This window comes from Nostoc sp. (assembly GCF_036919675.1).
Lineage (GTDB): Bacteria > Cyanobacteriota > Cyanobacteriia > Cyanobacteriales > Nostocaceae > Nostoc.
The window spans coordinates 12,334-25,859 of sequence record NZ_JBALCP010000042.1; the positions used below are offsets into that span (position 1 = coordinate 12,334).

The window sequence follows — 13,526 nt, forward strand, 5'->3', positions numbered from 1 at the left end:
CCTAGATAGTGACAGTACCAGCAGCAGACAAAACTTGTTTTGCTGTTAATTGTAAATTTGGAAAGAGAGAGGAAACAAGTTGATGCTCATTTTGAAACAACTTCTTTTGATACTCATCTCCTATTAACTTACAAATAGTAATCGTTGGCTGCTTATTTTTGCCAATATATTCTCTACCACCTACCCCCAAATAATCTATAATCCAATATTCAGGTACACCTAATAAAGCGTAATCTTCAACTTTACGAGCGTAATCATTTTGCCAGTTGCAACTAACAAATTTCGCAATTAATTTAATTGATTTTCCTGATGTGATTACAGGTTCTTGTTGCCATAATAGTTCATTAATTAGTTGTGTCTGATCGAGTACAATTACATCGGGGCGAAAAGCCGTACTTGTTCCTAATAATTTAATCAAACAGCGATGGGGTGTAAAGTATGGTAAATTATAGCGATCAATTTCTACATTCAGTTTTCGACTCGTAAAAGATGATACTTGTTCATGGGGCCCTGTTGGTTCCATCTCGATTAATTCCCCATCAATTATTTCATAATGATTGTTGTCACCATATTGAGTAATAAATTCATTAATTGCCATCAGTTTTGATGCTGACTGTACCATAATAATTTTTCCTCATAATTATTTAAATATAATTGAGCTTATTCAAAAAATCATTTAACTCTTGTAACGTCTCCTCTCGTTCCCGTTCCACCGTTCCAGCAGCAACCGCATATTTATCCCAAAAATTCTCAAACACAAAAATCACCGTTCTTCTAATTCCATTTAAAAATCTATCTAACTGTTCAGATACTAAATCATAATGCTTTTGCAAAATCAACTCCTTCGCTTCCTCCTCCGTAATTACACCCCCAAAACTTGCCATGAAATCCTGAATATTCCCAATTCTCGCTTCTAACTTTTTAATATCCCCCGTCAAAGCTGCAAATTTTTTCTTTTTCTCCTTATCCTTTTTAGCTTCCGCTTCCGTCCCCAACTCAGCCAACTCCTTCCTAGCTTGAATTAATAACTGTTCATGTTCATAAATCTGATCCTCAGCCCCAAATTTCTTTAATAAAATCTTTGACTCAAACTCCAGTTGTTTCTGTTTAAGAGTTGCCTTAAAATTCTTTAATTCATCCTCCGCTTTTTTAAATTGTTTCAAAACTTGCTCATATTCCTTTACCTCCGCTTTTAACTCCTTGGCATTTTCCCCAGAAAATAAAGGCAGGGCGATTTTTTCCTTACTCCTTTTAACCCTTGCCGTTAGTTCATCCTTCATTAACTTAGCTGTAATCTTTTCATCCTCTTCAGCTTCATACTCTAATAATTCCTGTGCCGTTTCCAGCAACGAATCAATCTCAGCATCCTTTTGAGCGATATCACTTTCTAACTGCTCAATTTCATCAGCTTCAGCTTGAAAAAATGCCTTAATAATATAGGAATCAGGGATTAAAGTAGGACTCCAACCATTTTGGATAATCGTTTTTAAATCATATCTAATATTATCCCACCAATTAACAAACACACCCGCCACTTGAAACAAATCCAACACATTCACAGGCACTAATTTATTTTTCAAAGAATCAATCAATTCTTGTCGGACATGAGGTAATTGATTGCCATTTTTAACTCCCCCTTCCCCTCTCTTATCAGGAGACGGGTGTCCGTTAGGACGGGGTGAGATAGGTGCTAAACTAGCAAAATCATCCTGAGCTTCTTGCCACCAATCAACTAACAAACTATCCATATTATCAATAATTTGACATAAATATTGATTGCTTTCAATCAGAGTTTTTAAATCATCTTTCCTGTGAATATGAGCGTGAAAATCATAATAATCAGCATCTTTATCTTGAAACACCAAATCAGATTTTAAACCCAACTTTGCCAGTATATGAGACTTAGCAGCCACTTCTGGCTTAGGAATACCCCCCAATAAATGCGCCCTAACATCTTCCGGTTCGGGTTCTGGAGTATTATCAACATAACGACGCACGTTAAGATTCCAATCATTCCCCGCAATTTCCGCAATATCCACCAACCGAGAATATTTGTCTATTTCTTCTTTACGGGTAAAGATATAATCAATTTTTTCAATATCTTCAGACCTTAAAAAGTTACGATTCTTCCCTTCTCCATATTCGGCATCAGCATTAATAAAAAATACTTTATTTTGTAGTGCATCTGGCTTATTTTTATTCAATACCAAAATCACCGCCGGGATACCAGTCCCATAAAACAATTTTTGAGGTAAGCTAATAATGCCTTCAATCACTCCACCATTATCTTGTAACATTTTATCGCGGATTTTCTTCTCATCACTGCCGCGAAATAACACCCCATGAGGCATAACTACCGCCGCCCGTCCGTTCTGTTTTAAACTAGCCAGAATATGCTGCACAAACATTAAATCAGCTTTTTTCGTTTCCGGCGCAAATCCATAACTAAAACGGTTTTGATGCTGGAGTGCGGCACTATTATAATTTTGAGCAAAGGGCGGATTAGCAATTACAATATCAAACTGGTGTATCTTGCCATCTTTGACATTAGCAGGGGAAACTAAAGTATCACCAAATTCAATATGACCTTTAAAAATATTGTGCAGAATCAAATTCATTTTGCAAATAGAAACCACCGTACCATCATTATCCTGTCCATGTAATTCCAGATTTTGCTCATTTCCCCCTTGTTCATTAACATACTGCACCGATTGAATTAACATTCCCCCAGAACCAGCAGTGGGGTCATAAATACTCATTTTTTCTTGTGGTTTTAATAACTGCACTATCAACCGCACCACAGAAGCAGGAGTATAAAACTGTCCGCCTTTTTTACCCGAACTATCAGCAAAGAATTTAATCAAATACTCATAAGCTGCACCTAATAAATCAGGAAATTCAAATTTATCATTAATTAAAACAAATTTAGGATTATTAAAATGGTCAATCAATAAGCGTAAATCTGGGTCTTTTACCACTCGTTGATTATTGATTTCCCGATTAAAATTAATATGTTTAAGAACTCCAGAAAGTACGGAATTCTCATCTTCTAAAGCATTCAAAGCTTTATTGAGCATTTCTCCAATATTGCTCTGTAGATTCTTAATGGCGGGTTGTTTTACGCTATTCTCATCTATAAAACTATCGTGCCATCGGGCGCGATTTGGAACAAAAAAAGTCTCACCGTAGCTAATTTTTTCTGTTAATAACTCATTAATAGTATTTTCGTGCAGATGCCGATAATCTTTACGAATTTTAGCCCGCTTTTCATCAAAAACATCAGACATCCGTTTCAGGAATAGCATCCCAAAAATATATTCTTTATATTCGGATGCATCCATTTTGCCCCGCAGAATATCCGCCGCTCCCATTAAAAAGTTTTCTAACTGGGAAAGTGTAATTTTATTTGTATTCATTTACGTTAATGCTTAAATCTTTACAAGATTTAAGTAATTTATAGGTGGGATTTGAGGTAGATTCTAATTTACTCCTTTTTGACCTTATAGATCCCCCCTAACCCCCCTTAAAAAGGGAGGAAATAAGAAAATCCGGTTCCCTCCCCTTTATATCGGGGAGGGTTAGGGTGGGGTAAAACCCAGATTTATCAAGCAACAGCGTCTTGCTTAAGCTTTCGTATCGGACGCTTGCGATCGCTTCGACGAACGCCCCCCGCCATTTTGTACTCATCGCTATTCTTGCCATACTTTGCAGCTACACTGAGTAACATGTGTTCTGTTAGTTCCATCAGCGACTTTTCGGTAACTTCTAAGGCTCCCTGAGTCATATCCAGGGTGGAGAGACTTGAGTTATAAGCTTCCAATTTATCTTGCGTTGTTTTGATGAGGGCTGCAAAGGAGTCAATTGTTACCCCATTTCCTAAGTCTAAGGTGGGATTGATCGATTTCAAAGCTGCAATCCGACGCTGCGCTCTATCAATTACTTTAGACCCGCGTTTTGGACGTGACATAAATTACTTTCCTATTATTAATAATGCGTCAGGATAAAAACTGACTTATACCCTGGACTGTACAGCACTAGGATAGACATAATTAGGGTTAATTGACACCCGCATTATTCAGTATAGATTTATTCATTTATTACAAATATATTAATTATCTTTATGTAAATTCTTGGAGGTTGCCCGAATTCAATCAACAACTGTCCGAATTCAATAAACGGCTGCCCGAATTCAATCAACGAGTGCCCGAATTCAATAAACGACTGTCCGAATTCAATAAACGACTGCCTGAATTCAATAAACGACTGCCCGAATTCAATAAACAACTGCCCGAATTCAATAAACGGCTGCCCGAATTCAATATAGGAACTTATAGGAATCTTATTTGAGTTGTGAAAATTTTTGTTATGGTCGTTCTTGGTCATTTGTCCTTGGCCAGTTGTAATTACAAAGGACAAATGACTAATAACTAATGACTAATTACATCTTCACACCTAACTCTATGTAAGAATACTTATTGAACTATTGATAAATATAATTCTATACTACATATTGGAATAAGAAAGGCGATCGCAGACTCTTGGCCGAGGGCGATCGCCTTTCATTTAACCCCTACAATTGGAGTCAACTACGATGATGACACAAGAAAAAAAGTTCGCCAAAAGTTAAGCTTTTTTCTCTAAAGAAAAAATATGGCATTCCTCGTATCGATGTGGTTAACTATGCCTGCGATCGCCATATTATTTTTTTGCGAAGAGCAATTGAATATGCTTTCATCAAAAGATATTGTAATTAACTTAACTGTTAATAATCTGTTCCACAGCAACAGAAATATCTGGAAACGCCAGAGGTTGAATTGTTCCCGCAGTCAATGTCAATTTTGTTGCGTATTCTCCATCTAAGATTTCTCGAAACACCACAAGGTGTAGCTTTTTAAGATTGACAACCCAATACTCTAAAATACCTGCTTCTGCGTAGATTTTGCTTTTTATCTCTAAATCTTTTTCTAAACTTGAGTTAGTATACTCAATTAACAAAAAAATATTTTCTGGATAGGGATGATGCTCTCGATACTCGCGTCCTAAACGTTGGACAATAAAAATATTAATTTTTATTGAAATTTAATACTTATTTGTCAATAATTCACCTTTTCAGATTTTACGCAAACAAAAAAACTCCACTTCCTAAAAGTTAGTGGAGTAATTAATCTTAGACTATCAGTAATGAATCATCGCTAATATTGCTACTTGCAGTGTTCAAACTAAATTAGTCTATAGCTTTCTTAAGTTCGTCTTTAATATTTTCTACAGTGTGAGTAGCTTGGGCTTCAGCTTGCTTTGCTTGTCCTTCAGCTTTATCTTGTGGATTACCGGTTACTTCACCCACAACCTCTTGGATTTTTCCTTCAATATTTTTTGCAGTAGCTTCTACTCTTTTTTCGGTACTCATGGTTTTTATTTCCAGCTTGTAGTTGATTAAGCTATTACATAAACTAACAATAGCGGATTAATTTTTACTTCCATCAACCGATAGAATAGTTTGAGAGATTATATTATCTTAAGACAGATACGGAGGATCATAAGAGCACGCAAGGTAAAAAAAAATGAATATATCATAAATAAGATATATGTTATGAAAACTTGCGGTGTCCAGATCCGCGACTCCGTAAAAGTTGTCGAGGATCTAAATTTTCACGAATGATTTAGGACTGCTATATGCATTTTCATAGAGAATTAGTATAAATCAAAACAAATTTTCAATCAAAGGAAAGTAAAGGAGTGGCAACAAAACGTCAGAAAAATGTCTGGATGAGTGCAATTAATGACATCATTCGGGGTGCTTGTGGAGGTTTTTTATTTGGCATACCTTTACTGTACACAATGGAAGTTTGGTGGATCGGATCACTGGCAAAACCACAACTGATGATGATGGCGATCGCATTGATGTTTATTGTGGTTTACTTGCTCAATCAGACAGAAGGTTTTCGGAAACGCAGATATAGCTGGCTAGATCATCAAGCCGCAATGGATACCGTAAAAGCGATCGCGATCGGACTAGCTTGCTCTGCCTTTGTGCTGCTACTATTGCGAGAATTAACACTAGAAACTTCCCTAAAGATTCCTTTAGGGAAAATCATCTTTGAAAGTGTGCCCTTCGCTCTCGGTGTAGGATTAGCCAACCAGCTTTTGGGAGATACCAGAAATGGCGATCCAGAAGGACAAGCAACCGATCAGGTAAACAGCACAACCAATAACAAAGAAGATGAGATACAGGCCACCTTCGCCGATGTGGGTGGAACTCTGATTGGTGCAACTATAATTGCATTTAACATTGCTCCAACAGATGAAATTCCTATGCTAGCAGCCGCAGCCTCGCCACCTTGGCAGTTGGCAATGATCGCCACATCTTTGCTGATTTCTTATGGCATTGTATTTCAGGCAGGCTTTTCTAACCAGCAAAAGCGTAAACAGCAAAAGGGAATTTTCCAACGACCATCGAGCGAAACCATCATGTCTTACCTAGTGTCACTGCTAGCAGGCGCTTTCATGCTGTGGTTCTTTCAAAAGTTAACTTTTAACGACCCTTGGACAATGTGGTTAGATCACACATTGATGCTGGGATTACCTGCAACTATTGGCGGTGCAGCCGGAAGGTTAGCAATATGACTAAAACAGAACAGCAACCACGCTCTATTGCAGAGTGGGTAACATTCAGCGTTGCTTCACTTATCCTAGCAATCATTGTGAGCCTGGTTGGCTACACTTGGCTGAACGAAAAGAATCAACCTCCCATCCTTTCTGTTACCAAAAAAGAAACAATTCGGGAAATTGGTGGCCAATTTTATGTTCCCTTTGAAGTTGTGAACACCGGAGGAGATACAGCTGAGTCAGTTCAGATTATGGCTGAGTTACTGATTAACGGCAAAGTTATAGAAACTGGAGAGCAACAGATCGATTTTTTATCTAATGGTGAAAGGCAAGAAGGTGCATTTGTATTCAGCCAGAACCCGCGCCAAGGTCAGTTAAACCTGCGTGTTAGTAACTATAAATTGCCCTAGTGAAGATTTAAAACCGCAGATAAACGCGGACTAACACAACTGATTGTAAGGTGGGCATCTCCCCCGCCCTTAATTAAAGGCTGGCAAGATAGCCACCCGATAAGATTGGATAATTTATTTCTTGGAAATCCTTAAGCTTTAACCTTAGCTTTTGACCAAACACCATTTTCATCTTCATCATATTGCTGATGAACAGAGTCCCAAGCAGCTTGTTCAGCTGTGAACTCGTCATTTTTCTCATTGAAGACAGCGTTATAGCGCTCAATGAATGTACTCTGAGCTTGATCAGAAAGATGAGCGCGAACCTCAGGAGACAAATCTTGTGGGCTGTTGCATTGTCCAGGACAAGGGCGAGCAAAGGTTTTTTCAATTGTGTGAATATCTTCAGCACCAGCACTTTCGAGCAGCAATTGAAATTCGCCGGTGCGATCGCTCCCAACTTCTGCCATCACTAAGAAGTCGCCAGCTTGTAAGCGGGTTTGGTAGATAGCCGCTTTATCTTCTGGCATCCCTAAAGTAGTTAGAACCGATACTAGACCAGGCCCGGCACTACCTGCGATCGCTCCACTGGCAGCCCCCAACAGTACTGCACCAATAGGTCCTGCTGCCACGATTGGACCGACAAAGGGAATAAATAGTACGCCCACACCCGTGAGCAAGCTGAGAAAGGAACCAAACAAGGAACCAAAAACTGCCCCTGTTCTCAAACCTCCCAGAATCACATCCTTTTTTGTAATAAAGCCAGCAATTCTAGTTTCTGACTGGAAGTTTCTGCCCATGACCGAAATATGGTCTCTAGGCACACCCCTGTCTAGTAAACGTCGAATCACATCATCAATTTGCTTTTGTTCTTTAAATACAGCAGAGATAGTACGTTCTGCTTTATATACTTCTGGCACTTAAATAGTCCTTGTATTATGTTGTTTTTGCAATAAATATGGTGAAGAGGTAGATGCAGCCAGATTAATCCTTTCACAGCAATTAAGGGAGGAATCATTCCTCCCTTAACTGGTTTGACAGACAGCCATCCTCAAGTGATGACGTTATGAGCTACACACCAACAGGAGTCTTAGCCCCTGCTGCTGGCTGTCTACCATCTGCGTCTAGTGCTTCGCCTTCAATAAATGAACGCAGCATCCAAGCTATTTCCTCATGCTGTTCTAACAGTCCAGTTAAAAAGTCAGCAGTTCCCTGATCGTGGAACTTTTCACCAGACTGATCCAGATGATCCCTTAAATTCCGAATAACCTGCTCGTGATCATCCACTAGATTAGATACCATCCCTGTTGCTGTAGGAACACTACCAGCATGTTCCTTGAGGGTAGCAATCTTGAGAAATCCTTCCAATGAGCCAACCGGATAACCGCCCAAAGCACGAATCCGCTCTGCCACTGCATCAATATTTAGAGTTAGCTTTTGGTAGTGTTCTTCCCAAAGCTGGTGCAAAGAGCGGAATTGAGGACCGACCACATCCCAGTGGTACTTTTTGGTTTTCACCAACAGTAGATAGGCATCTGCCAAATCTTGATTCAACAGATTAATTACACCTTGACGCTGTTCTTCTGTCAAACCAATGTTTATCGCACGCATTGTTTTCCATCCCTAAGCAAACTTATTTATTAATCTACCAAATTTCCGAGATAATCCACATCAACCAAAGGAAATATTAGGATTTGAAATTAATTCTCATAACCATAATTATACTTATGTCTAAATAGGTAGTTTGAAGCCAATACTTAGTATTTAGCGAACTTTATTGATTTTTGCAGCTACAATCATAAAAATATTAATTAAATATAATTATAAATCAAGACATCTATAATCCAAACGATCTAAACGTAAATTTCCCCAAAAATGCTCAGGCTGAACATAAGTATTTCAACTTAATTGAAATTGCCAGCTTTATATAACTATTTAGTAATGGGTCACTGCTTTTATGCAATCACCCATTACTACCAAAAAATTACCAAAAAAAGAAAGTATTAAATCTGTTACTTACCTGTAATCTTATCCAAGAAATTCTTTACATTTGTTTCCGCTGTGGTTGAACTCTGGGAATTTTCCGGACGCTTTTGTTTGTCAATATCAGCATCTCCCTGAACCTCATTTAGTCCTTTGTTGGACTCCTTTTGAACCTTTGCTAATCCAGCTGGTGGTGCTTGAGCGGCTTCGTCAGTTTTGCGCTGAATGTCAAGCAGTTGTGTAGTAGCTTCGGTCGGGTCACTTTGGTAGCTATCGATCGCAAAAGCAGGAAAAGCACTAGATAACAATAGTAAGGCGCAAGTAAAAGCCACAACGAGAAAACGTACTGGACTTAAGAGAGATAAAACAGAAGCAATAATCTTCATTTGAAATCCTCGATAACAGCTTTAAAAACGCAGAACTTTTACTGAAAGAGCGGAAGCTCATTACCTTATTTGGCACATTTGAGCAATAATAAAACTAGCAAGCTACGCTTCAATCTTGAAGTTCTTCAAAAACGAACCTAACGAAGAAACTGTCTTTGTATTTATGCATCGAATTAGTAAGGGATAATAAGCAAATACCACCTTAATTCTTTAGCAAAATCACTACATTTTATATTGACATTCTTCTCTGCGAGGCTCCCTGTTTTTACTTTTACTTTGAAAACGCTAACGCCTGCATCAATCTCTAGAATGAAATTTCCTATATCTTTAGTTGCAATAGAATCAGTCTCTAGGTATATCGACTTAATTTAGTTTTGGCAGGTGAATGGCTCTACTATTTATGTTCAGTTAGCTTGACTTTATGCAATCAGTAGAAAAGGGAGCATCCCAAATGTGCAAAAACCTTGATAGCCCTCATCTCCTAACCCCGAATCCCAAACATGGAAGAGGGGCTGGGGTGAGGGAAAAGAGTTAAGCAGAATTGGGATGCTCCCGTAGAAAAGAACATCCCAATTTTGCCAGAACATGTTTGTAATTGCGAACGGCAGCGTAGTGTTCGCGTAGCGTTTCGTAGTATCTGGCGATTGCCTCACTGGACTAAGTTGCGATCGCAATTACAATTCCTTGGGTTTGATATAAATTACACATTTGGGATGCTCGCCAGTAGAAAGACTTTTGCAGGCTCTTGCGTTTACTGCTTATTCATGTGAATATTTTAACAGATAAAATCCGGTAAATCGCTAAAATTACCGGATTTTTTGCAAAAAACCGATAAAAAGTACTTATATTACACAAATTTACACAGCGAATTTAGGGATTTATGGCAACCCGTGTGTTAGTCAAAGAAGGACGTGCTATTGGTGCGGTGGGATTTGATGTCAGAAACGGAGATTATATTATCATTCAAGCTAAAGCAGTCATTCTGTGTACAGGTGCTTGGGCTATACCAATGTCAAACAATCATTCACTTTTCATAAAAAATTGATTTAGTGAAAAATATGCAGTTAATTGATACATTTACTACTCACCGTCTGGTTGCTGAACGTCTGCAATTTAAACATTTGAATGAACTTCATCGGATGCATCAAGACCTGCAAGTTATGGCAACTTTAGGCGGTGTTCGTTCTGATGAAGAAACACGACTTTTTATTCTAAATAACTTGAATCATTGGCAGCTTTATGGATTCGGATTATGGGTATTTAGAGACAAAATTAATAATCAGTTTGTTGGTCGTGCTGGACTTCGGAATACTGATGTAGAAGGTAACAATGAAGTAGAATTAGCTTACGCTTTAATAGCTAAATTCTGGGCGAAGGGGTTAGCGACAGAAATGGGTAAGGAAATATTGAAAATTGGTTTTGAACTACTAAATTTGCCAGAGATAGTTTGCTTTACTCTCACGACTAACAAAGCGTCACAAAGAGTTCTCGAAAAGTTGGGGTTTCAATACGAGCGTGAAATTATCCACGCAAGTTTACCCCATTTGTTTTACCGCTTAACATCGGACTTCGCCTGCAAGTGAGGTTTTTGTACAAATTGCCACTGCGCTTGACGCAACTTTTACCAATTGCAGACAACCTGAATAACTTTTCAAACATCCTCTAAGAGTCCCCATTCCCAATTTCCTCTAAACTTGATAAGTCTGCTTTATTACCTCTTCTATTGAACTTACGTGATGGAACATTTCTATTAATTCATGGGATCTTGTTTTTCGCTTCGCCAGCAGCACTTTTAACGGCCTTAAATAATGAACATCTGGATCATCTCCCAAGGCGACTTCCGCTGCTTGTAAGACTTTTGTCGCATTTCCAAAAATATCCTCGTTGTCAAACGCTTCTTTTGCAGAAAGTTGATGTAACGCTGCATCGGGTACAGTTGCTCTACCCAGCAAAGTTTTATCTAACACCAAACCTTTCAATAATGTCAGCAAAGCCGCATAGATTAAAAAATCATCACAACTATCACAAGCCTTAAATTCGATGCGTCCCACTTCATCTGGAATGCGGGCGATTTTTGTCAATGAAGGTATGCTATTAATCAGTTGTTCCTGTTTTTCAATAAAAACCAGAGCTGCTGGTCTTTTTCCGGTTCTGATAAACGTTCGTACCGATAACCCATCCCATAAACCTCCGTTATAAAAAGGGGAACTATAACTAAAAGGGACGATATAAGGACTGTAATAAGTTAACTTTTTGCCAATATCAATCACACCTTCAGTAGACAAATCTGCCACTGAAATATTTAAATCTGGACCGTATGTCACCATGTGAATATTAGCAGTTTGTTCGTCAGGATAAGCCTCTAGCTGTTTTATTTCATAATCGTTTAATGGGGGTTGAGGCTTAAAAACCAGATTGTAGGGATTAAAACTGACCAAAACAGGTGAGAAACCAAAGTTAGCAGCAACTTCACGTAGCAAATCAAAACTTTCTGATAATTCAGTAATAGCGCCTTGAATATCAGAATGTATAGTTGTTCTAATTTCGATACCTTTAGCATGACAGTCTATCACCTTGTCAGAATCTGCAAATCTTTCAAATCCCTCAATGTACCATCTCTTTATCTTAATACCAGCATCGCCGATGCGTAGTTGAGGATAGTCGCTGGGGTATGTAGGTAGCCTTTCAATAATTTGATTGAAATCAGCAAATTTTGTGTGGGAAAAATCAGCAAACTTTCCTTCTTTGTTTAGGAAAGCGACTTCATGCTCAATGCCAAATAAAAACATTATAAATCTACCTTAATTACAATGATTTGGACTCACTCAATTTGGGATTTTTCCATAGTTAAAACTGCGAGGGCTGCTAAAACGTTTTTACCCAACAGGATTTTAAATCCAAAATCTAAAATTTGCTCAACCTAATCTAACTAGTACGCCACGGCGTAAATAGAGCAACCATTTAAAATCCCTAAAAAGCCCATTCCATAATACTTTTGACTTTTGACTTCCGCCTTGCGGTACTAGTGCCAATTGATATAAAGAAGAGAATATATGCGACTATTTAGCAATAGTGACCTTACTCCTATCAGCATCAAATGCTACTTCAAATTAGAGATTATATATGGTGTGATGGGGTCTGTTTCATTGTTATTCAGAGGAGAATTAGTCATAATTCTTGTATAATACCGATAATCACTTTAATTTGATTCATAAATTTAATTATAAAAATTCTCAAGATTACTCTCAGACGGATTTTACCTCAAGATCGATTGTTGCGATTTGGAAATTTCTCTGGTTTACGCCTTTATACACACCTTTATACACAAGGAGTTTGCCCTTGGTATTGGTGGTGCGATCGCACTTTCTTGATTTTTCTCTGCTGTCCCTACCATCCTCATAGCCACTGGGTAGGCTAGCTTAGTAGTGACTGAGGAAAGCTACCAGACGTGAGTTTATGACAAGTACCGTTCAATCCCCCTACAGCAGCGAACAGATTGCCGCTTGGTTGCGTGGACTGCTCACCATTGCTTGGGCAGATGGTAATTTTGATCCTCAAGAACAGGAATTAATTGCCAGCATCACCAAAGATGAATTAGCTCTTGGGATTAAATGGGACTCACTAGAGATAATTACGCCAGAGGAATTAGCCCCAGTGTTGGGTAAAGGTACACCAGCAGCGGAAAATTTCTTAAGGACAGCGATAATGGTAGCGATCGCAGATGGTACCTATTCTCCCAGCGAAGATCAGGTTTTGCAACAGTTCTGCCAATCCTTAGAACAGCCAGAGAATTTACTCGAAGCCCTTCGCCACACCCTAGAACAGCCACTGCAAATTAACTTAACAACCCCCAGCCCTAGACTTACAAAGCGTCAAATTAATGCACTACACCCCCTGCGCGACTGGCTCGATCGGCTAGATATCCAAGACCCAAGAGTAGCCCGCTTTTTGTGTAAAATGATTCCCTCTCAGTGTCCCTTTGAGCGGGATGTCACCTTATTTGGACGTAAGATTGTTCACATCCCACCGATGTGTAAAATTAACCCGTTATATGAGCAACTGGTGGGCTTACGTTTCCGCGCCCTCTCCTATCTGGCAGATAAATGTGGTGAAGATGTTTCACCATATATTTAGTTAGAGTGAGAAGTGAGGAGTTATAATT

General features: G+C 38.7%; 13 protein-coding genes and 1 pseudogene. 5 read left to right on the forward strand and 9 right to left on the reverse strand.

Annotated elements, in window-relative coordinates; all coding sequences use genetic code 11:
- Position 1: 1 nt before the first annotated feature.
- The 5 genes and pseudogenes from V7K49_RS08095 to V7K49_RS08115 all read right to left on the reverse strand — a co-directional run bounded on the left by V7K49_RS08095 (position 2) and on the right by V7K49_RS08115 (position 5,407).
- Positions 2-622: a Uma2 family endonuclease gene (locus V7K49_RS08095; protein WP_335205153.1), complete on the reverse strand. Its 621-nt coding sequence runs from the start codon at positions 620-622 to the stop codon at positions 2-4.
- A 22-nt stretch (positions 623-644) separates the two neighbouring features.
- Positions 645-3,416, reverse strand: a complete 2,772-nt coding sequence (locus tag V7K49_RS08100; protein WP_335205154.1) for an N-6 DNA methylase — start codon at positions 3,414-3,416, stop codon at positions 645-647.
- 188 nt (positions 3,417-3,604) lie between these two features.
- Positions 3,605-3,967 (reverse strand): hypothetical protein, encoded by a 363-nt coding sequence (locus V7K49_RS08105; protein ID WP_335205155.1) that lies wholly within the window; start codon positions 3,965-3,967, stop codon positions 3,605-3,607.
- Positions 3,968-4,755: 788 nt separating this feature from the next.
- A pseudogene (locus V7K49_RS08110) lies at positions 4,756-5,064 on the reverse strand (Uma2 family endonuclease); the annotation flags it as partial.
- 160 nt (positions 5,065-5,224) lie between these two features.
- Complete coding sequence (locus tag V7K49_RS08115; RefSeq protein ID WP_298904138.1) at positions 5,225-5,407, reverse strand: CsbD family protein; 183 nt, start codon at positions 5,405-5,407, stop codon at positions 5,225-5,227.
- Positions 5,408-5,736: 329 nt separating this feature from the next.
- On the opposite strand from V7K49_RS08115, the gene V7K49_RS08120 reads away from it, so the two are divergent.
- Entirely contained in the window at positions 5,737-6,624 is an 888-nt protein-coding gene (locus V7K49_RS08120) for a TIGR02587 family membrane protein (protein WP_335205156.1), read from the forward strand.
- Positions 6,621-7,016, forward strand: coding sequence for a TIGR02588 family protein (locus V7K49_RS08125; protein WP_335205157.1), 396 nt, complete (start codon positions 6,621-6,623; stop codon positions 7,014-7,016). Before V7K49_RS08120 ends, V7K49_RS08125 begins: the two co-directional genes overlap by 4 nt.
- Before the next feature lie 131 nt (positions 7,017-7,147).
- On the opposite strand, the gene V7K49_RS08130 is transcribed toward V7K49_RS08125, so the two are convergent.
- The 3 genes from V7K49_RS08130 to V7K49_RS08140 form a co-directional block, all read right to left on the reverse strand.
- Positions 7,148-7,915: a ChaB family protein gene (locus V7K49_RS08130; protein ID WP_335205158.1), complete on the reverse strand. Its 768-nt coding sequence runs from the start codon at positions 7,913-7,915 to the stop codon at positions 7,148-7,150.
- Between the two features lie 151 nt (positions 7,916-8,066).
- A complete protein-coding gene (locus V7K49_RS08135; protein WP_334866479.1) occupies positions 8,067-8,606 on the reverse strand; it encodes a Dps family protein in 540 nt (179 codons plus the stop codon).
- Positions 8,607-9,007: 401 nt separating this feature from the next.
- On the reverse strand, positions 9,008-9,364 hold the full coding sequence (locus V7K49_RS08140; RefSeq protein WP_334866481.1) for a hypothetical protein: 357 nt from the start codon (positions 9,362-9,364) through the stop codon (positions 9,008-9,010).
- Positions 9,365-10,244: 880 nt separating this feature from the next.
- Between V7K49_RS08140 and V7K49_RS08145 the strand changes: the two genes are divergently transcribed.
- Entirely contained in the window at positions 10,245-10,409 is a 165-nt protein-coding gene (locus V7K49_RS08145; RefSeq protein ID WP_334866550.1) for a hypothetical protein, read from the forward strand.
- Positions 10,410-10,422: 13 nt separating this feature from the next.
- Positions 10,423-10,947, forward strand: coding sequence for a GNAT family N-acetyltransferase (locus V7K49_RS08150; RefSeq protein ID WP_335205159.1), 525 nt, complete (start codon positions 10,423-10,425; stop codon positions 10,945-10,947).
- Positions 10,948-11,052: 105 nt separating this feature from the next.
- Here the strand turns inward: V7K49_RS08150 and V7K49_RS08155 are convergent, their stop codons facing one another.
- The gene (locus V7K49_RS08155) at positions 11,053-12,153 is read right to left on the reverse strand and encodes a glutamate-cysteine ligase family protein (protein ID WP_335205160.1); all 1,101 of its coding nucleotides are present in this window, start codon (positions 12,151-12,153) and stop codon (positions 11,053-11,055) included.
- A gap of 667 nt (positions 12,154-12,820) precedes the next feature.
- On the opposite strand from V7K49_RS08155, the gene V7K49_RS08160 reads away from it, so the two are divergent.
- Positions 12,821-13,498, forward strand: coding sequence for a Mo-dependent nitrogenase C-terminal domain-containing protein (locus V7K49_RS08160; RefSeq protein WP_334866487.1), 678 nt, complete (start codon positions 12,821-12,823; stop codon positions 13,496-13,498).
- Positions 13,499-13,526 lie beyond the last annotated feature (28 nt).

What these genes read in the sequence shown, in the direction of transcription:
- V7K49_RS08140 (WP_334866481.1), bottom strand. Translation starts at nt 9,364, where the DNA reads ATGAAGATTATTGCTTCTGTTTTATCTCTCTTAAGTCCAGTACGTTTT.
- V7K49_RS08150 (WP_335205159.1), top strand. Translation starts at nt 10,423, where the DNA reads ATGCAGTTAATTGATACATTTACTACTCACCGTCTGGTTGCTGAACGT.
- V7K49_RS08095 (WP_335205153.1), bottom strand. Translation starts at nt 622, where the DNA reads ATGGTACAGTCAGCATCAAAACTGATGGCAATTAATGAATTTATTACT.
- V7K49_RS08100 (WP_335205154.1), bottom strand. Translation starts at nt 3,416, where the DNA reads ATGAATACAAATAAAATTACACTTTCCCAGTTAGAAAACTTTTTAATG.
- V7K49_RS08145 (WP_334866550.1), top strand. Translation starts at nt 10,245, where the DNA reads ATGGCAACCCGTGTGTTAGTCAAAGAAGGACGTGCTATTGGTGCGGTG.
- V7K49_RS08115 (WP_298904138.1), bottom strand. Translation starts at nt 5,407, where the DNA reads ATGAGTACCGAAAAAAGAGTAGAAGCTACTGCAAAAAATATTGAAGGA.
- V7K49_RS08105 (WP_335205155.1), bottom strand. Translation starts at nt 3,967, where the DNA reads ATGTCACGTCCAAAACGCGGGTCTAAAGTAATTGATAGAGCGCAGCGT.
- V7K49_RS08160 (WP_334866487.1), top strand. Translation starts at nt 12,821, where the DNA reads ATGACAAGTACCGTTCAATCCCCCTACAGCAGCGAACAGATTGCCGCT.
- V7K49_RS08135 (WP_334866479.1), bottom strand. Translation starts at nt 8,606, where the DNA reads ATGCGTGCGATAAACATTGGTTTGACAGAAGAACAGCGTCAAGGTGTA.
- V7K49_RS08155 (WP_335205160.1), bottom strand. Translation starts at nt 12,153, where the DNA reads ATGTTTTTATTTGGCATTGAGCATGAAGTCGCTTTCCTAAACAAAGAA.
- V7K49_RS08125 (WP_335205157.1), top strand. Translation starts at nt 6,621, where the DNA reads ATGACTAAAACAGAACAGCAACCACGCTCTATTGCAGAGTGGGTAACA.